12 protein-coding genes are annotated in these 18424 nt (G+C 71.4%); 5 read left to right on the top strand and 7 right to left on the bottom strand.

Annotation, left to right across the window (positions count from 1 at the left end):
* Positions 1-1680: a murein biosynthesis integral membrane protein MurJ gene (murJ, locus tag ACYQ0U_RS05060; protein WP_459970087.1), complete on the bottom strand. Its 1680-nt coding sequence runs from the start codon at positions 1678-1680 to the stop codon at positions 1-3.
* Positions 1677-3872 (bottom strand): DUF6049 family protein, encoded by a 2196-nt coding sequence (locus ACYQ0U_RS05065; protein WP_459970089.1) that lies wholly within the window; start codon positions 3870-3872, stop codon positions 1677-1679. Before ACYQ0U_RS05065 ends, murJ begins: the two co-directional genes overlap by 4 nt.
* A 99-nt stretch (positions 3873-3971) precedes the next feature.
* Between ACYQ0U_RS05065 and ACYQ0U_RS05070 the strand changes: the two genes are divergently transcribed.
* On the top strand, positions 3972-5387 hold the full coding sequence (locus tag ACYQ0U_RS05070; RefSeq protein WP_459970440.1) for a CCA tRNA nucleotidyltransferase: 1416 nt from the start codon (positions 3972-3974) through the stop codon (positions 5385-5387).
* A gap of 73 nt (positions 5388-5460) precedes the next feature.
* On the opposite strand, the gene ACYQ0U_RS05075 is transcribed toward ACYQ0U_RS05070, so the two are convergent.
* From ACYQ0U_RS05075 to ACYQ0U_RS05085, 3 genes are all read right to left on the bottom strand, one after another.
* On the bottom strand, positions 5461-9090 hold the full coding sequence (locus ACYQ0U_RS05075; RefSeq protein WP_459970091.1) for a PKD domain-containing protein: 3630 nt from the start codon (positions 9088-9090) through the stop codon (positions 5461-5463).
* 366 nt (positions 9091-9456) lie between these two features.
* Positions 9457-10542, bottom strand: a complete 1086-nt coding sequence (locus ACYQ0U_RS05080) for an inositol-3-phosphate synthase (RefSeq protein ID WP_459970093.1) — start codon at positions 10540-10542, stop codon at positions 9457-9459.
* Between the two features lie 28 nt (positions 10543-10570).
* Positions 10571-11191 (bottom strand): PadR family transcriptional regulator, encoded by a 621-nt coding sequence (locus tag ACYQ0U_RS05085; RefSeq protein WP_459970095.1) that lies wholly within the window; start codon positions 11189-11191, stop codon positions 10571-10573.
* Positions 11192-11382: 191 nt separating this feature from the next.
* Here ACYQ0U_RS05085 and ACYQ0U_RS05090 point away from each other — a divergent pair, with 191 nt between their 5' ends.
* Both ACYQ0U_RS05090 and ACYQ0U_RS05095 read left to right on the top strand, forming a co-directional pair.
* Entirely contained in the window at positions 11383-13620 is a 2238-nt protein-coding gene (locus ACYQ0U_RS05090) for a transglycosylase domain-containing protein (RefSeq protein ID WP_459970097.1), read from the top strand.
* On the top strand, positions 13620-15059 hold the full coding sequence (locus tag ACYQ0U_RS05095; protein ID WP_459970100.1) for a glycosyltransferase family 87 protein: 1440 nt from the start codon (positions 13620-13622) through the stop codon (positions 15057-15059). Before ACYQ0U_RS05090 ends, ACYQ0U_RS05095 begins: the two co-directional genes overlap by 1 nt.
* Here ACYQ0U_RS05095 and ACYQ0U_RS05100 read toward each other — a convergent pair.
* Positions 15020-16075, bottom strand: a complete 1056-nt coding sequence (locus ACYQ0U_RS05100; protein ID WP_459970102.1) for an alanine racemase — start codon at positions 16073-16075, stop codon at positions 15020-15022. The two genes, ACYQ0U_RS05095 and ACYQ0U_RS05100, sit on opposite strands and share 40 nt — an antisense overlap.
* Positions 16072-17208, bottom strand: coding sequence for a lipid II:glycine glycyltransferase FemX (locus tag ACYQ0U_RS05105; RefSeq protein WP_459970104.1), 1137 nt, complete (start codon positions 17206-17208; stop codon positions 16072-16074). Before ACYQ0U_RS05105 ends, ACYQ0U_RS05100 begins: the two co-directional genes overlap by 4 nt.
* Before the next feature lie 180 nt (positions 17209-17388).
* Between ACYQ0U_RS05105 and ACYQ0U_RS05110 the strand changes: the two genes are divergently transcribed.
* Positions 17389-17961, top strand: coding sequence for an RNA polymerase sigma factor (locus ACYQ0U_RS05110; RefSeq protein ID WP_459970106.1), 573 nt, complete (start codon positions 17389-17391; stop codon positions 17959-17961).
* A gap of 1 nt (position 17962) precedes the next feature.
* Positions 17963-18424 carry a hypothetical protein gene (locus ACYQ0U_RS05115; protein ID WP_459970109.1) on the top strand — a complete coding sequence of 154 codons (462 nt, stop codon included), beginning with the start codon at positions 17963-17965 and terminating at the stop codon, positions 18422-18424.

The following is an 18424-nucleotide window of genomic DNA, read 5'->3' on the forward strand; positions in this document are numbered from 1 at the left end:
CTACCGGCGACGGAGGACGGGCACGCGGCGAGTGATGGTCTCGACCACCGACGTGACCTCGCGGATGCGCAGCAGCCGGGCCATCGCGAGCAGCACGACCACGTCCACGAGCCCGACCACGCCCACCCGGACGGCGGCGAGGAGCCAGCCGGGGTCGTCGTCGAGCAGGTCGAGGAGGTACGTCGTGCCGGCCGCCGCCGCGGTCGCCGCCACGGCCGCGAGAAGCATCCGCACCAGGAAGCGCACGAGGGTCGGGGTGCGCAGGCCGCCGAGGAGACGCCGGAGCACGGCGTAGGAGATCGCCGAGCCGACGAGGTACGACGCGCCGTAGGCGAGCACCAGCGCCGGCGAGGTCTGCGCGGCGGTGGCCGCGCGGACCAGGAGCAGGGCCGCGGCGATGTTGGTGCCGGCGACGGCGCACTGGATCCAGAAGACCGTGCGCGTGAGCTCGAGGGCGTAGAAGCCGCGGAGCATCAGGTAGTGCACGGTGAAGAACACCAGGCCGATGCCGAACAGCGAGAGCGACGGGGCGTAGTGGTCGAAGGTCTCGGCGGCCGCGCCGGTGAAGCCCCAGATGACGTGGGACAGGTCGAGCGCGACCACCGGCAGCAGCAACGCGAAGGGAAGGACGACGGCCAGGGCCGTGCGCAGGGTCTCCGACAGGGTCCGGGCCATGCCGGCGCGGTCGCCCTCGGCGCCGCGCTCGGAGAGGTGCGGCAGGATCGCGGTCGCCAGCGACACCGTCACGATCGAGTGCGGGACCATCATGATGAGGAACGTGTAGGCGTAGACGGTGTAGCCGGTGCCGTCGTCCGACGACGCGGGGCCGCCGGACGCGAGTCGGACGACGAAGCTGTACGCCACCTGGTTGACGATGACGAAGAGCACGGTCCACACGGCCAGGCGCAGGGTGTGGCCGAGGCCGGTGTGCCGGAAGTCGAAGCGCGGGCGGTAGCGCACGCCGGCGGCACGGAGGTAGGGCACCAGCACCGCGAGCTGGGCGAAGATGCCCAGCGTCGCGCCGAGGCCGAGCAGCAGCTCCTGGCCCGGGGTGAAGGCGCCGAGGACCTCCTCGCCCTCGGCCGGCCCGAACACGAACAGGTAGACGACGAGGACGCCGACCGAGATCACGTTGTTGGCGATCGGCGCCCACATCATCGGGCCGAACCGGCGGCGGGCGTTGAGCACCTGCCCGACCAGCACGAACATCCCGTAGAAGAAGACCTGTGGGAGGCAGAGCCGCGCGAAGTCGATGATCGACTGGCGCTGCTCGGCGAGGCTCGGGTCGTCGTAGTCGGGGGAGAGGAAGAGGTCCATCACCCACGGCGCCGCGACGATGAGCAGCACGGTGACCGTGCCGAGGAACAGCGCGGCCAGCGTGACGACCCGGCTCAGGTAGGCGTCGCCGCCGTCGGCGTCGTTGCGCATCGACCGCACCAGCTGCGGCACGAGCACCGCGTTGAACACGCCGCCCGCCAGCAGGATGTAGAGCATGTTCGGGATCGTGTTCGCGATGTTGAACAGGTCCGCGTGGAGCGAGGCGCCCAGCGCGACGGCGAGCAGCGCGGACCGGACGAACCCGCTCATCCGCGACACGACCGTGCCGGCCGCCATCACCGCGCTGTTCGCGAGGACGCGCTGCTGCTCGGTCTCCCGTCCGGTGCCGGTCTCCTCGGTCATGCGCCCCGCCTCGCCGTGCGGACCCGGCGGACGAGGCGGACCGCGATCGCGCCGAAGAGCAGCGCGACCCCGGTTCCCATGATCAGCCAGATCACGTTGCTCACCCGGTTCGACCGGATCGGCAGGTCGTCGTACGACCCGATCTCGACGTCGTCGACGTCGGTCAGCCGCAGGGTGAGGTTCCGGACGCCGCTCAGGGGCGAGGATGCGTTGAGCAGCACGGTGCTCTGGCTGTTCGGCCCCGGTCCGAGCTCGATGGTCTCGGCCGGCACGTCGACGTTCAACGGCGCGTCGGCGACCGCCCGGATCTTCACGCTCACCGGCTGGTCGAGGTCGTTGGTCACGGTGGCCGCGAACCGGCCGCTGCCGCTGGAGAGGATCACGGCCCTCGGAGCGTCGATCCGCACGGCGTGCAGTCGGGACTCGATCCAGCCGCGGGAGCGGCTGGCGTCGGCCGCCGCGCCGAACGGGTCGGTCCGGTTGGCGTAGGAGAGGTCGGTGAGCGCCTCGTCGCGCACCTCGCCGCCGACCTGGTCGTTGAGCGTGAGCAGGTTCTGGAGGGTCCCGCCGGCGTCGATCAGGTCCTGGGCCGCGGCGAACGTCCCGGCGTCGAGCTCGAGCTCCGCCTGCTCCTCGGGATAGTCGAGCCTCCCGACGGGCACCTCCGTGCCCAGCAGCGAGGAGGCGTCGTCGATCGTCGTCAGATTCAACCACCCGAGGTCGTCCAAGCCGCTGAAGAAGTCGCTGTCGGCCTGGGGCGACCAGGTCGACGGGAACGCGACGAACAACGGCGACCGGCCCGGCGCGAGCAGCCGCACCGCGGCCTCGCTCGCGATCCGCTGGCGGACGGCGACGGGGGAGAAGGGGTCGTCGGGGCCGGGACCCCCGCTCGCGGCGCCGGAGGACGCCAGGAGGAGCGAGCGGCCCTCGGTGGTGACGATCGAGGGGGCGTCCTCGCCGTACATCCGGTCGGTGATGATCGTGGTGGTGCCGGACTCGGTCTGCCGGATCCCGGCGGCGTCGAGGTAGCCGCTCGGCGGCGCGACCGCCGGCGAGGTCGCGAGGCCCCAGGGGGCGAGGTCGCCCGAGGACCGCTTGCGCGCCTCCCGGTAGGCATCCGGGTCGTGGTCGGCGGCGGCCGCGACGTCGAGGTCGCCGTAGGGCAGCGTCAGGATCTCCTGGCCGAGGAGCGCGTCGTGCAGCCGGTCGAGCCACGCGGTCGCCGCCGCGGCGGCCGCGACCGTGCGCGGGTCGGGCTCCTCCTCCGTGCCGTCCTCCGTGCCGTCCTCGCTGCCCTCCGCGTCGTCGCCGTCCTCGTCGCCGTTCTCGTCGCCCTCGGTCGGCGAGGGGCTGGGCGACCCGGTCTCCTCCGTGCCGTCGGTGCCGTCGGTGCCGTCGGTGCCATCCCCGGTGACCGTCGGGCCGAGCGAGCGCGGCGGGTTGCCGTCGGCCAGGCGGCGTACGGCGTCGACGACGGCCGGGTCGACCAGCCAGCTCACCGGCCGGGCACCGGCGGTGGCACCGAGGTCCACCAGGGCGCTCAGCGCACCGCGTCGCAGCGCGCGCGTCCACAGGCGCACGTCGGCGATCGAGCCGTCGGACGCGTGCGCCACGTGGTGCCGGATCGGGATCACCAGCGTCGTGTCGACGGCCTTCTTCGTCTTCGGCGGCACCAGCGGCAGGAAGGTGCGCGCCCGGCCGTCGGCGAAGCTGTCGCCGCCCTCGACGCTCGACCCGAGCGCATGGACGCCGAACCAGTAGACGCCCGGATCGGACGCGAGGATCTCCGACCGCGGCACGGTGAGGGCGTAGGACAACGTCTGGCCCGGCGCGAGCTCCTCGATGGTGTCGTAGGTGCCGATGTCCGTGATCCGCTCGCCGACCTGGTCCTCCGGCGGGGTCTCCGCGGCGGCGGCGAGCTCCTCGGCAGTCGTCATCGGCACGGCGGACTGGAAGGCGTAGAGGTTGATCGACGTCCAGGTCTCGTCGTCCTGGTTGGTGACCGTGCCCGAGACCCGGATCGGGCCCTTCTTCGGGATCGCGGTCGGGGTGAGGTTCTCGATCGTCACCGTGAGCGGGGTGTCCTCGATGGCGCGCGGGCGCGGCGCCCGGGCCTCGGCCGGCGCCACGAGCCCGCCGAGACAGGTCGCCACCACCACGAGCGCAGGCAGCAGCGACACCGGACGGACCACGCGCCGACTCTACTTAAGCCATCGGTGCCGAATCGGCGGCCCGCCCCGACACCACTAAACTGACCGCCCGTGTCAGACGCTCCTCCCCAGCCGCTCAACATGGCCGACGCCCAGCGTGCCGTGGCCGTCGAGCTCGACCGGATCGCGCCGGTCATCGACGAGCTCGGTCGCCGCTTCGCCGACGCCGGCCACGAGCTCGCGCTGGTGGGGGGTCCGGTCCGCGACGCGATGCTCGGGCGCCAGCACAACGACCTCGACCTGACGACGTCGGCGCACCCCGACGTCACCGAGGCGCTGCTCAAGGGCTGGGCGGACGCGATCTGGGACATGGGCCGCCAGTTCGGCACCATCGGCTGCCGCAAGGGCGAGTGGCAGGTCGAGATCACGACCTACCGATCGGAGTCCTACGACCCCGACTCCCGCAAGCCCGAGGTCGCCTACGGCGACAGTCTGGCCGGCGACCTCGGTCGCCGCGACTTCACCGTCAACGCGATGGCGGTGGCGCTCCCCGGTCGCGCGCTCGAGGACCCGTACGGCGGGATCGTCGACCTCGCGCACGGCGTGCTGCGCACGCCGGGCCGGCCGGAGGACTCCTTCTCCGACGACCCGCTGCGGATGATGCGCGCGGCTCGGTTCGCCGCGCAGCTCGGCTTCACCGTCGCCCCGGAGGTGGTCGCGGCGATGACCGCGATGGCCGACCGGATCGAGATCATCTCGGCCGAGCGCGTCCGGGACGAGCTGGTGAAGCTCGTCTGCGCGCCGTACCCCCGCCTGGGGCTGGCGCTCCTCGTCGACACCGGGCTCGCCGACCTGGTGCTGCCCGAGCTGCCGACGCTCAAGCTCGAGCGCGACGAGCACCACCGGCACAAGGACGTCTACGAGCACACGCTCACGGTGCTCGAGCAGGCCATCGACCTCGAGCCCGGCCGGCTGGAGAGCCCTGACTTCGTGGCCCGGTTCGCGGCGCTCATGCACGACGTCGGCAAGCCGCGCACCCGGAAGTTCCTCGACGACGGCACGGTCACCTTCCACCACCACGACGTGGTGGGCGCGAAGATGACCCGCAAGCGGATGAAGGCGCTGCGCTTCTCCAACGACGAGATCGAGGCCGTCGGCAAGCTCGTGGAGCTGCACCTGCGCTTCCACGGCTACGGCACGGGCGAGTGGACCGACTCCGCCGTCCGCCGCTACGTCCGCGACGCCGGCGACCAGCTGGCCCGCCTGCACGTGCTGACCCGCGCCGACTCGACCACGCGCAACCGGCGCAAGGCCGACCGGCTCCAGCGGACGTACGACGACCTCGAGGCGCGCATCGCCCGGCTGTCGGAGCAGGAGGAGCTCGACGCGATCCGCCCGGACCTGGACGGCAACCAGATCATGGCGATCCTCGGCATCGGCCCGGGCCGGGAGGTCGGGCAGGCCTACCAGTTCCTGCTGGAGCTGCGGATGGACCACGGGCCCCAGGAGCCCGAGGCGGCCGAGCGCGCGCTGCGCGACTGGTGGGCGTCGCGCTGACGCCTGCGGGCCTAGCCGCGTCACCGGACCGGCCTACCCGGCGCGGTCTCCGGGGAGACCGCGCCGGGTCCGGTCAGGCCTTGAAGCGGAACCGGTCGACGTAGGCCCGGCCCTTCACCACGACCAGCCGCACCACGTGCTCGCCGGCGCCGAGGCCCTTGACGACCTTGAGGTGACCGAGCGTCACCCTCTTCTTCGCACCGTCGAAGCTGATCGTCGCGACCCGCTCGCCGTCGACGAGGAGGCGGGCCTTGCCGCCGCCCTCGGCCTTCCCGAAGAAGAGCTCCAGCCGCGGCCCGGCGGTCGTCAGCGTCATGGTGTCCTTGCCCCGACCCGTCCCGAGGTTGTCGCAGTAGCTGCGCACCTCGCGCCAGCTGCCGTGCTTGGCGACCCGGTCGCTCTCGCAGGCGACCGTCCGCCGCTTCGTCGGCGTCGGGTCGTCACCCTTGGCCACGGTGACCTCGACACTGTCGGTGTCGGTCACGCCCGACGGATCCGTGACGAGCACGGTCACGTCGTACGTCCCGGGCTTGTCGAAGCGGTGCCGCACGACCTTGCCGGCGGCGTCCTTGGTGCTGCCGCCGTCGCCGAAGTCCCAGCTGTAGTCGAGGTCGCCGGGCGTCTCGGCGTCGCTGCTGCCACCGGCGTCGAGCGTCACGCGCTGACCGACCCGGGCGTTCCTCGGCGTGGCCGCCGCTTTCGCCGTGGGCGCCGTGTTCTGCGGGGCCGTCACCGGGACGTAGCCGTAGTCGAAGGCGCCACAGCCGGAGCCCATCGTGAACGCGACCGTGCCGGTCAGGTCGCCGTTGGACGTCGCCGGTCCGTTGGTGTTGCCCGACATCGACTGCACCTTGAAGCCGAGGCAGTCGTAGCCGAACTCCCAGTTGCCGGACGCCGAGCCCGGGTCTGAGTAGTTGTCGACGTGCGGCTTGGCCTTCGCGTCGGAGTACGACGAGCGCGCGGCCGACGCGTTGAACGCGGCGTCGTTGAGGTTCGGCGACGACGAGCCCGGCTGCGGGGTGGAGTCGAGCGGCGACTGCGCCGGCGGGTCGTCCGTGCCGGCGTTGCCGTAGCCGTGCGCCTCGTCGGTGTAGGAGAGGTACAGGCCGGGCTCGAAGCCGATCGGGTCGCGGTCGATCTGGCCGTGGCCGTCGAGGTCGAAGCCGGACCGGTCCCGCAGCTCCAGGTAGTAGGCGTGGTCCTGCTCGGACTCCGCACCCGCCTCGAGGAACTTCCAGCCCTGCGTGCACCGCTGGGCGGTGGTGAGATCCTCGCGGCAGCCGCCGTTGAACACCCGGGCGTCGTCGGGGCCCCCGTCGGTCTCGAAGTCCGTCTTCAGCAGCACCCTCTCACCGGACGGCGTCGTCGCGGTGACGGTGACGTCGTCGATGAACCAGCCCGGCCGGGCCAGGCCCGGGTCGGTGGCGTAGCTGAACCGGAGAGCGCCGTTCGGCTTGCCCGCGAGGTCGCTGATGTCGTAGCTGTCGGTCAGGAACACCGCAGGCGGGTACTCGCTGAGCTTGCGGTCGCTGGCCTCCGTGCCCGCCTCGTACGACCCGCTGGAGCCGGTGAGCCCGTTGTCGTACTCGGTCTGGCAGGCGTTCTGGTTGGGGTTTCCCGCGAGCGGGTCGGTGTTCGAGGTGGTGTACCCGTTCTCCGACGCGTGGGAGGTGTAGGTCTTGCCGCCGTCCGTGGTCGTCAGCACGTAGCCGTAGTCGTAGTCCCACTCGATGTCCCAGTTGGACTTGAAGGACAGCTTGACCGTGCTCCCGGCGGGCAGGCTCGTCAGCGCCGGGATCGACAGATCCAGGTTGTGGCCGGCGTTCGGCGCGCAGCCGAAGTCATTGCCCGAGCCCGACCACCACGCGTGGGTCTTCGAGGCCTTGTCGCCGAGCTCGAACACCGCCGGGTCCAGGAGCTGCCGGCCGGGGAGCTTCGCGACGAACATCTGGGAGTTGTGCACCGTGCCGTCCGGGCCGTTGGTCAGCGTGTACGGCGTACCGTCCGGGCGCTGCCAGGTGATGGTGCCGATGTCCTCCTTGGAGTCGGTCATGCCGGTGACGGTCCTGGACTGGCCGGGAGCGAGCACCTGCGGAACGACCCAGCCGAGCTCCTGGCGGGAGAAGGCGTCCATGTTCTGCGACTTGTCGGTCGCCATCAGGTTCCAGTCGCCGTAGGTGTCGCGGTTGCCGGTGGAGTAGAAGTCCGGCAGGCCGAGCGAGTGGCCATACTCGTGCGAGATGACCGAGGCCTTGTCGATGGCGGTCTCGGGGTTCACGTTGTAGGGGCCGACCCGCACGAGCACCTTGAGCGCGTCGCCCTTGTCGGTGGTCGTCATGTCGGAGTAGGTGTCGTCCTCGTACCAGAGCGGCCGGCCCTCGAGGTCCTTGAGCTGGTCGTCGGTCGTGAAGCCGGGCAGGCCGGTCACCGGGTCGGAGTAGTAGTACTCGAGCGACGAGGAGTGCGGCCAGACGTTGTCGTACGACGCATCGGGGTAGTCACAGCCCACGACCGACAGCTGCGAGGAGCCGTTGCCGCCGCAGCCGGCGAAGACGGCCATGAAGAAGTCGACGATGCCGTCCTTGTCGGTGTCGTAGTCGGAGTAGTCGATCTCCGGGTCCGCGATCGCGGCGGCGTCGTAGACCAGCTTGCCCGCCGAGCCGCAGCCGGAGTCGATGTTCTGGAGCGCCCCGACACCCCCGACGGCTCCGATGATCGCGGAGCCGTTCGCGTCGGAGCCGTAGTAGCCGGTGTTGCCGGGCAGGTTGTAGACGCCGTTGGTGATCCGTTGGGTGTACGCGGCGCCGCCGACCGTGCCGGGTGCGGGGACGCCGGCCGTCTGGGTCATGCCCGCGCAGGTCTGGCCGGGCTCGATCTGGGTGAACGGGAAGCCCGGGGCGTAGGTGAAGTCCCTGCTCGCGATGCCGACGGACGGGACCGTGCCGTCGGGGAAGAGCTGGCCCAGCGACATCTCCTGGAAGAGGTTGTACGTCGAGCCCGGGTTGGCCGGGTCGTTGATGACCGACTCGAGCGAGTCGCCGCTGTGGCCGGCCTGGTAGGCGCGGTCCCGGTACTGGACCGGGACGACCGGGAACGGCCGGTCGCCGTAGCGCGCGGTGTCGTAGACGCCGGACGGCGGGATCACCTTCGGCCCGTGGCTGGTGGCCGACTTCGTCGTACCCGCGACGGTGATGTCGGCGGTGGTCGAGATGTCGCGCCAGACGATCTCCGGGTTCTGCTCCGTCGTGTCGGCGATGCTCTCGAGCACCAGCGTGGTGGTCTGCTTGGCGGGCACCGTCGGGACCGCCCAGGTCACCTGGTCGCCGCTGCCGTTGACGACCGCGCCGGAGCCGGCGTCGACGATCGTCGAACCCTCGGGCGCGGTGACCGTCACCGTGGCGCCGGCCACCGGGAGGTCGGTGGTGTTGCTGACGATGATCCGCGAGGGGTACTCGTCGCCGGGCTTCACCCAGCCGACCGAGGACACGAAGCTGTTCTCGACCTGGAGGCCGCCGACGTCGACGGTGCTCACCGCGGGTGCCGCCGGGGCGACCCGTGCGAGCGGGGCGGTGGTGGCCGCGGTGGCCGCGGTGGGGGCCGCGGTGGGGGCCGCGGTGGCGGCGGGTGTCGCGGTGAGAGCGACGAGACCGGTGGTGAGGCCGGTGGCGAGAGCGGCGAGAAGGGCGGTGGTGCGCTTGGTCATGGATGGACCTGATCTCCGAAATGGGTCGCGGGTGACGACACGTTGGGTCTGCAACGACCGACCGGTCGCGCTGGTTACGTCGCGTTCCCCCCCGCCCGCAACAGACAGACCACGTCCACCGACCGGTCTGGACCTGACGGGTCGTGCCAGCCCGGGGTGGGCGGGGCCGGCTGCCGGCCTTTCGGCGCAATTGCGCGGTTTGGGCGGCTCGGGCGCGGGTCGGACTGCGCTTGCGGCGCAATTGCGCCGTTCGGGCGACGATCTCGTGGCTGCGTCGAGACACCAGAAACGGCCCCCAGGACCAGGTCCCAGGGGCCGTTCGTGTCTCGACGGTCTCGGCGTCAGCCGAGGCCCATCAGGGGCAGGTCACTCCTCGCCGCGGATGAAGGCCTCCACGCGGCGGCGGCCCTCGTCGTCGGGGAGCTGCACCGGGGGCGACTTCATCAGGTACGACGAGGCGGAGATGATCGGGCCGCCGATGCCGCGGTCCTTGGCGATCTTCGCGGCGCGGATCGCGTCGATGATGATGCCGGCGGAGTTCGGGGAGTCCCAGACCTCGAGCTTGTACTCGAGGTTCAGCGGGACGTCACCGAAGGCGCGGCCCTCGAGGCGGACGTAGGCCCACTTGCGGTCGTCGAGCCACGCGACGTAGTCGGACGGGCCGATGTGCACGTTCTTGTCGTAGACCTTGCCGGCGAGCTCGCCGTTGAGGTTCGAGGTGACGGCCTGGGTCTTGGAGACCTTCTTGGACTCCAGGCGCTCGCGCTCGAGCATGTTCTTGAAGTCCATGTTGCCGCCGACGTTGAGTTGGTAGGTGCGGTCCAGCGTCACGCCACGGTCCTCGAACAGGCGGGCCATCACGCGGTGGGTGATGGTGGCGCCGACCTGCGACTTGATGTCGTCGCCGACGATCGGGACGCCGGCGTCCTCGAACTTCTTCGCCCATACGGGGTCGGAGGCGATGAAGACCGGGAGGGCGTTGACGAACGCGACGCCCGCGTCGATCGCGCACTGCGCGTAGAACTTGTCGGCCTCCTCGGAGCCCACCGGGAGGTAGGACACGAGGACGTCGGCGCCGGTCTCCTTGAGGACCGAGACGATGTCGACCGGGTCGGCCGCCGACTCCTCGATGGTCTCGCGGTAGTACTTGCCGAGGCCGTCGAGCGTGTGGCCGCGCTGCACCTCGATGCCGAGGGTCGGCACGTCGCAGATCTTGATGGTGTTGTTCTCGGAGGCGTTGATCGCCTCGGAGAGGTCCTTGCCGACCTTCTTGTCGTCGACGTCGAACGCCGCGACGAACTGCACGTCGGAGACGTGGTAGTCGCCGAAGGTGACGTGCATGAGACCCGGGACGGTGCCCGAGGGGTCGGCGTCCTTGTAGTAGTGCACGCCCTGGATCAGGGAGGTGGCGCAGTTGCCCACTCCCACGATTGCCACTCGTACCGAACCCATGAGGGATCCCTTTCCTTGTCTTCTACGACTACTTCTGAGGGGTGGCCTGCTGGCCGCTGCTGGTGGTGTCGCCCTCCGGCGGAGGGGCCACGCGGTCGTGCTCTCCGCTGCGCTCGGCGTTGATGAGGTCCGAGAGCCACCGGACCTCGCGTTCGACCGACTCGACGCCGTGGCGCTGGAGCTCCGCGGCGTACCGGTCGACCTCCTTCTGCGTCATCGACAGCTGGCTCTGGACCCGGTCGAGGCGCTCCTGGAGGCGGGTCCGCCGCCCCTCGAGCACCCGGAGCCGGATCTCCATGTCGGTCGAGGAGAAGAAGGCGAAGCGGATGTCGAAGTTGTCGTCCTCCCACGCGGTGGGACCGACCTCCGACATGAGGCGCTCGAACTCGCGCGTGCCCGCCTCGGTGACCTGGTAGGTGATCCGGGGGCGCTTGGACACCGGGGTGCCCGGGGTCTTCGTGCTCATCGTCTCCTCGATGAGGGACGCCCGGAGCATCTTCTTCAGGGTGGGGTAGAGCGATCCGTAGGAGAGGACCCGACCCCATCCGAGCATGAGGTTCAGCCGCTTCCGGAGCTCGTAGCCGTGCATCGGCGCCTCGTGCAGCAGCCCGAGGACTGCCAGCTCGATGGTCTCCGCACGACGTGCCATACGACCTATCGTAGCGATATATCCGCGCGTTGCGAACCGTGGACCTGTCGGGATGCGCGGACCGACGTGTCCGAGGGCACGCGGACCACGTGTTGGGAGGCTGTGGACGATCCCCGTACCCTGACGAGGATCTCGACCCCGACCCCGGAGCCAGCCTCGTGAGCGGTAAGCGGAGGGCCAGTGGCCCCGCAGTGAAGAAGAGTGCTGCGAAGCGGCCTCCACGCACGCGCAAGCAGAAGGTGCTGCGGGTCGTGAAGTGGCTGGGCGTCACCGGCCTGGTGCTGGTGCTGCTCGCCGTCGGTGTCTTCGTCGTGCTCTACCGGGCGATCGACATCCCGAAGGCGAACGAGGACTTCCAGACCGAGACCTCGTTCGTCTACTACGCCGACGGCAAGACCGAGGTCGGCAACTTCGCGGTCCAGAACCGCACGTTCGTCCCGCTCGGCAAGATCCCCGAGACCATCCAGAACGCGGTCGTGGCCGCCGAGAACCGCAGCTTCTGGAGCGACAGGGGCATCGACCCCAAGGGCATCGTCCGCGCGGCGTTCAGCAACGCCCAGGGCAACGCCCAGCAGGGCGCGTCGACGATCACCCAGCAGTACGTCAAGATCCTGTACCTGACCCAGGAGCGCTCCTACAAGCGCAAGATCAAGGAAGCGATCCTCTCGCTCAAGGTGCAGCGCGAGCAGAGCAAGTCCGAGATCCTCGAGGGCTACCTCAACACGATCTACTTCGGCCGCGGCGCGTACGGCGTGCAGGCGGCCTCCGAGGCGTACTTCGACAAGGACGTCTCGGACCTCAGCCTCAAGGAGTCCGCGGTCCTCGCCAGCGTCCTGAACAACCCGTCGGGCTACGACCCGGACAACGGGAAGGAAGCGCGCGCGAACCTCAAGGAGCGCTACGACTACGTGCTGAACGGCATGGCCGGCGCCGACTACATCACCGCCGAGCAGGCGGAGAAGGCCCAGCGCCGCCTGCCGAAGTTCCCGCCCATCAAGGCGGAGAGCCGGTACGGCGGGCAGAAGGGCCACATGCTCACGCTGGTCCGCGACGAGCTCGAGCGCCTCGGCTACACCGACCAGCAGATCGACGGCGGCGGGCTCCGGGTGACCACCACGTTCACCGCGAAGGACATGGCCGCCGCCGCGGCCGGCGTCGCCGAGGCGCGGCCCGAGGGGCTCAGCGACAAGGAGCTCCACGTCGGCGTCGCCAGCGTCGAGCCGGGCACCGGCGCGGTCCGCGGCTTCTACGGCGGCCAGGACTACCTCCAGTCGCAGATCAACTGGGCGGTCGCCGGCGGCCAGGGCGGCTCGACGCTCAAGCCGTTCGAGCTGGTGGCCGCGATCCGCGACGGCTTCTCGCTCAGGGACACCTTCGACGGCAACTCGCCCTACATCCTGCCCGACGGCTCCGACGTCGAGAACCAGGGCAACATCAGCTACGGCACGGTCAGCATGATCAAGGCGACCGAGGACTCCATCAACACCGCGTTCATCGACATGGCGCTGGGCATGGACGACGGGCCCGACAAGATCCTCGAGGCGATGGAGGACATGGGCCTGCCGCCGGCCGAGCGCACCTCGAAGGTCCACGGCTTCCCCGACCAGACCCCGGGTCTCCAGCCGAACATCGGCGTCGCCCTGGGCAGCGCGACGGTGAGCCCGATCAACATGGCCAACGCCTACGCGACGCTGGCGGCCGAGGGCGAGGCCGCGCAGCCGTACGTCATCGAGAAGATCGAGGACGCCGACGGCGCGCAGCTCTACAGCCACAAGGTGCAGACGCGCGACGCCGTCGATCCCGACATCGCGGCCGACGTCTCCTACGCGCTCCAGCAGGTGGTGCAGGCGGGCTCCGGCACCGCCGCGCTCGAGCTCGGTCGCCCGGCCGCCGGCAAGACCGGCACCTCGACCAACGACAACGGCGACGTGGTGTCGTCCTGGTTCACCGGCTACACCCCGCAGCTGGCGACCTCGGTCGTCTACGTCCGCGGCAAGGGCGCGGAGCCGCTCGACGGCTACCTCGAGCCGTTCTTCGGCGGCAGCTACCCCGCGCAGACCTGGACCGCCGTGATGACGCGGGCGATGGAGGGCCTGGACGTCGAGGACTTCCCGCCGCCGGCGTACGTCGACGGTGAGGCGCCGTCGACCGGCCACGAGCCGGCCCCGCCCACCCCGACGAACACCAGGACCGCGAGGCCGACGCCGTCGAGCACGCCGTCGAGCACGCCCTCGCAGACCCCGACCCCGACGCCGACGCCGACCCCGACCGAGGAGCCGTCGGAGCCGTGCGGCGTGCTCGGCTGCGAGTCGTCGAGCCCGTCGGAGACGCCCTCGCAGACCCCGTCGCAGACGGCGAGCCAGTCCGCCGAGGCCGGGGCCGTCCGGGACCGGCGCGGCCGGCGGCGTACGCCGGGCCGGGCTGCCTGATGCCGCCGGCGCGCGGCGACTGGGTCCATCCCACCACGGATGACCCCGTCGTCGGCGCGCTGAGCGAAAGCGTGGGCGGGCCGACGGGCCCGCGCGCGGCGCGGCACCCCTGGTGGACGCCGGTGCGCGTGGTGCTGGCACTGACCGCGGTCGTCCTCGCCCTGGGGATGTGGCAGAAGACCCACTGCTACGAGGACACGTGGCAGGACGGCGACGCCCGGTACTCCCACATGTGCTACTCCGACCTGCCCTACCTCTACACCGGGCGCGGGTTCGCCGAGCTGAGCTGGCCCTACAGCGACGACACCGAGACGCGCGCCCGCTACGAGGTCATGGAGTACCCCGTCGGCATCGCCTACTGGGCCTACGGCACGGCGGTCGTGACGCACTGGCTGACGGGGTCGCCGGACGTGGAGGCGCGCTACCGGATGCCGGTGTCCGGCTTCGCCGGCACGGCCGAGGTGAAGCGCGAGATGCGGGCGTTCGTGATCGTCAACGCGCTCGGCTTCGCGGTGCTGACGCTGCTCGCGGTCTGGCTCCTGGCCGGCGTGAACCCGCGCCGCCCCTGGGACGCCGCCGCGTTCGCGCTCGCGCCGGCCCTGCTGCTCACCGCCCTCGTGAACTGGGACCTGGTCGCCGTGGTCTTCGTCGCCGGGGCGCTCTGGGCGTGGGCCCGCGAGAGACCGCTGCTCGCCGGGGTTCTGATCGGCGTGGGAACGGCGGTGAAGCTCTACCCGCTCTTCCTGCTCGGCGGGATCCTGGTGATCTGCCTGCGCCAGCGGCGGATCCGCACGTTCGCCACGGCCGCCCTCGGCGCCGCCGGCGCCTGGCTGGCCGCCAACGCCCCGGCGTACCTCGCCGGACCGGAGGAGTGGAAGGTCTTCTGGACCTTCAACTCCGACCGGGGCGCGGACCTCGGCTCGGTCTGGCTCGTGGTGCAGCAGGCGTTGGAGCGCACGGGTCACCCGTTCGCGTTCGACCCGCACACGATCAACCTCGGGTCGTGGCTGTTCTTCGGCCTCTGGTGCGTCGGCGTGCTGGCGCTCGGACTGACCTCGCCGTCGACACCCCGGCTGGCCCAGCTCGGCTTCCTGGTCGTGGCCGGCTTCCTGCTGGTCAACAAGGTGTACTCACCGCAGTACGTGCTGTGGCTGCTGCCGCTCGCGGTGCTCGCGCGGCCGCGCTGGCGGGACCTGCTGATCTGGCAGGCCGGCGAGGTGCTCTACTTCGCCGCGGTCTGGTGGTATCTCGGTGGCTTCCTGGCGCCGGCGGCCGGCGGCGACGCCGGCTTCTACTGGGTGGCCACGCTGCTGCGGGTCGCGTGCGAGCTCTACCTGGTGGCGATGGTGGTGCGCGACATCCGCGCCCCGCGGCACGACCCGGTGCGGCAGACGCAGCGTCAGGCGACCACGATGCGGTCGAACGACGTCGCGGTGTAGCGCACCCGCACGTCCACCTCGTCGCCGACCGCCGGCACCCGTGCGCCGTGCGGGAGGAACAGCATCGACGCCTGCATGTGGGGTGGCTCGGCGAACAGCCGCTGCTTGCCGTCGATGGAGAACGGCGAGCGCACGAAGCCGGCCGCGTCGAGGCCTCCCCGGGCGAGCGTCGCGGCGCGGGCCTTGATCGACGCGTCGCCGGTCGGCGCCTCGAGCCCGATGCCGTGCGCCGTCCCGCCGCTGACCACCAGGATGTGGCCCGCCTTCGGGGCGGTGCGGTGGCGGTAGCCGTAGGAGTCGCCCCGCTCGACCTCGTGGGCGTCGAGCACGGTGGCGGTCACCCGCAGCGCTCCGCGGTCGCCGAGCCAGAGGTCGGTGCCGATGCGCGGGCGGAAGGTGAGGTCGGGGTACGCCGCGCGCAGCTCGGCGAGCTCGCCGGCGCTGAGGTGGCTGACCCAGATCGTGCGCAGGTCGAGCTCGGCCGCGACCACGTCGTTGACCAGCCGCCGGACCTCGGTGAGGTGGGCACCGTGCGCGAGCGGCAGGTGCAGCGCCACGCCCTCGATCCGCGCGCCCGGCCGGGCGGCGACCTCGCGGGCGGCTGCCCAGAGCCCGCGGGCGGTCATGCCGTGGCGCAGCATGCTCGTGGCGCGCTCGAGCACGAAGCGGGCGTCGGGCTGGCGGTCGAGCAGGTCGGTGAGGTCCTCGACCCGGCTGACCGTGTGGATGACGCGCTTCGCGAGCGACGGGTCGGTCTCGAGGGCCGCACCGAACGGGCGCCACGGCGTGAGGACCAGCAGGCTGCCGTCGTAGCGCTGGACGACCTCCGGCAGCTCGTCGTACGTGCCGACGGCGAGCGTGTCGACGCCGAGCCAGCCGGCCTTGCGGGCCAGCCGCCCGAGCGTCAAGCCGTAGCCGTTGCCCTTGGCGACCGGGACCAGGCCGGGCTCGCCGTCCGCGACCGCTCGCAGGTGCCGGCGCCAGCGGTCGCCGTCCACCGTGAGGACCAGGCTCATCCGCGCCTCTTCATGTAGAGCTCGAAGGCCTTGTAGAGCGGCCGGTTGAGGGGCAGGTCCCACTCGCCGACGTACTCGACCGCCTCGCCGCCGGTGCCGACCTTGAACTGGATCAGGCCCAGGTGCGGGTCGTCGGAGGCGAGGGTGTCGGTGATGCCGCGCAGGTCGTAGACGTCGGCGCCGGCGGCGATCGCCTCGCGGATCATCGCCCACTGCACGGCGTTGGAGCCGCGGACCTCCCGCTTCTCGGTGGAGGAGGCGCCGTAGGAGTACCAGGCGTGGGCGCCGACGCGGATCGCGATCGTCGCCGCGACGAGCGTGCCCTCGTGGCGGGCGGTGTGCAGCCGGATCCGGTCGGGGTCCTCGCTGCTGAGCGCGTCGACCATCGTGTGGAAGTAGGACAGCGGCCGCGGCGTGAAGCGGTCGCGCTCGGCGGTGTGGACGTAGAGGTCGTGGAACGACTTCAGCTCCGGCTCGATGTCCGCACCGCCGTACGACGCGGTCTCGACGCCCTCCTTGGCGGCCTTCTTGATGTTGCGGCGCCACAGCTGGTTCATGCCGGCGAGCACGTCCTCCTCGGCGCGCCCGGCGAGCGGGACCTGGAAGACGTACTGCGGCTGGCCCGCGGCGAAGCCGCCCGCGGCGGCCTGCGGCCGCCAGCCGAGCTCGGTGAGCTGGGCGACGACGCGGGCGCCGTGGTGGGTGCGCTCGGTGGGGACGAGGTCGCCGAGACGGTGGACCGCCTCGTCGGCGATGCCCTCCTTGACGGTCGCCGCGTCCCAGCGGCGGGCGACGACGGGCGGGCCCATGCGGACGCCGAACGCGCCGCGGGCCTTGAGGTGGGCGGCCATCGGGACCAGCCAGGCGGCGAGGTCCTCGTCCTCCCAGTCGAGGTCGGGACCCTCCGGGAGGTAGGCGAGGAACCGCTTGAGGCGGGGCAGCTGCCGGTAGAGCACCAGGCCGGCGCCGACCAGTTCGCCGCCGCGGAAGAAGCCGATCGACTCGTGCCGCCACTCCGACTTCACCCGCGCCCACGCCGGGGTCTGGAGGAAGCTCACCGAGCGGCGACTCCGGAGGTGGTCCAGGTGGTCGCTCGGGGAGATCTCGCGGACGCTGAGCTCGGGCCGGGGCACCGTCCGACACTAGCGAACCGGTGCCAAGCGTCCGGTCCCACCCGGACCGGGCGAGGCCGGTCCGGCCCGGGCCGCGGAATTTTCCGGTGACCACGTATCCACAAGCACTCGCGGAACCTCCTCCGTGGCGTGATCCTGATCGAGAGACAGAACCACCGACACCGGGGAGCGGTACGGCCAGTGAGCACACGCACGAACGAGGTGTGGGCCGAGGCGACCGAGGGATTCAACCGCTGGGTCGCCGGAGATCCGGCCGGGCTGGACGACCTGGTCGCCGCGATGACCCCCGTCCTGTGGCACGTGGTGCGCTCCTACCGGCTGTCGGAGTCGCAGGCCGAGGACGTCCTCCAGACGACGTGGCTGGCGCTGGTACGCCGCCGCGCCGCCATCGTCGACGCCACCGCGATCGGCGGCTGGCTCACCACGACGGCCCGGCGCGAGGCGTGGCGGGTCGCCCAGGGCGACCACCGGACGCTGCCGGTCGCCGACGAGGACCTCGAGCCGCGGATCCCCACCCAGCGCTCCGCCGAGGACACCGCCGTCCAGCACGACGAGGGCGACCGGATCTGGGCGGCCGTCGACGGCCTGCCCGAGCGGTGCCGCCGGCTGCTGCGGATCGTCGCGTTCGAGGACAGACCGGACTACCGTGAGTTGGCGACCGACCTCGGGATGCCGGTCGGCAGCATCGGCCCCACCCGGGGACGGTGTCTGGCGAAGCTGCGCGTGGCCCTGATGCAGACGGGGGACTTGTGAGATGAGCGAGCTGAGCAGAGACGCCCTGCTGGGGATCGTGCGCGAGACCTGGGAGCGCCACGACCCGGTCCCCGACCACCTGGTCCCGGCGATGCAGGCCGCGGCGGCGTTCGCCGCGTCCGACCTCGACGTCGAGTTGATGGAGCTCGTGGAGCAGGCGACCGAGCTGGCCGGCGCACGCGGCTCCTCGTCGTACACGCTCCGCTTCGTGCACGGCGACACCGACCTCCTGCTGCGGGTCGCCGTGGACGGCGCCCGCTCCCGCGTCGACGGCTGGGTCGTGCCACCTGAGCCGATGACGATCCGTGCCCTGCCCGGCGAGGAGCCGACCGCGCACTCCGCGGTCGTCACCGAGTCCGGAAGGTTCGAGCTCACCGACCTGCCGCTCGGGCTGCTGCGGCTGCGTCTCGAACCCCACGACACCACCCGCCCGGCGTTCGCGACGCCGACCTTCGAGATCTAG

The sequence above is a fragment of the Nocardioides pyridinolyticus genome (assembly GCF_054653575.1).

What these genes read in the sequence shown, in the direction of transcription:
- murJ (WP_459970087.1), bottom strand. Translation starts at nt 1,680, where the DNA reads ATGACCGAGGAGACCGGCACCGGACGGGAGACCGAGCAGCAGCGCGTC.
- ACYQ0U_RS05070 (WP_459970440.1), top strand. Translation starts at nt 3,972, where the DNA reads ATGGCCGACGCCCAGCGTGCCGTGGCCGTCGAGCTCGACCGGATCGCG.
- ACYQ0U_RS05075 (WP_459970091.1), bottom strand. Translation starts at nt 9,090, where the DNA reads ATGACCAAGCGCACCACCGCCCTTCTCGCCGCTCTCGCCACCGGCCTC.
- ACYQ0U_RS05080 (WP_459970093.1), bottom strand. Translation starts at nt 10,542, where the DNA reads ATGGGTTCGGTACGAGTGGCAATCGTGGGAGTGGGCAACTGCGCCACC.
- ACYQ0U_RS05085 (WP_459970095.1), bottom strand. Translation starts at nt 11,191, where the DNA reads ATGGCACGTCGTGCGGAGACCATCGAGCTGGCAGTCCTCGGGCTGCTG.
- ACYQ0U_RS05095 (WP_459970100.1), top strand. Translation starts at nt 13,620, where the DNA reads ATGCCGCCGGCGCGCGGCGACTGGGTCCATCCCACCACGGATGACCCC.
- ACYQ0U_RS05100 (WP_459970102.1), bottom strand. Translation starts at nt 16,075, where the DNA reads ATGAGCCTGGTCCTCACGGTGGACGGCGACCGCTGGCGCCGGCACCTG.
- ACYQ0U_RS05115 (WP_459970109.1), top strand. Translation starts at nt 17,963, where the DNA reads ATGAGCGAGCTGAGCAGAGACGCCCTGCTGGGGATCGTGCGCGAGACC.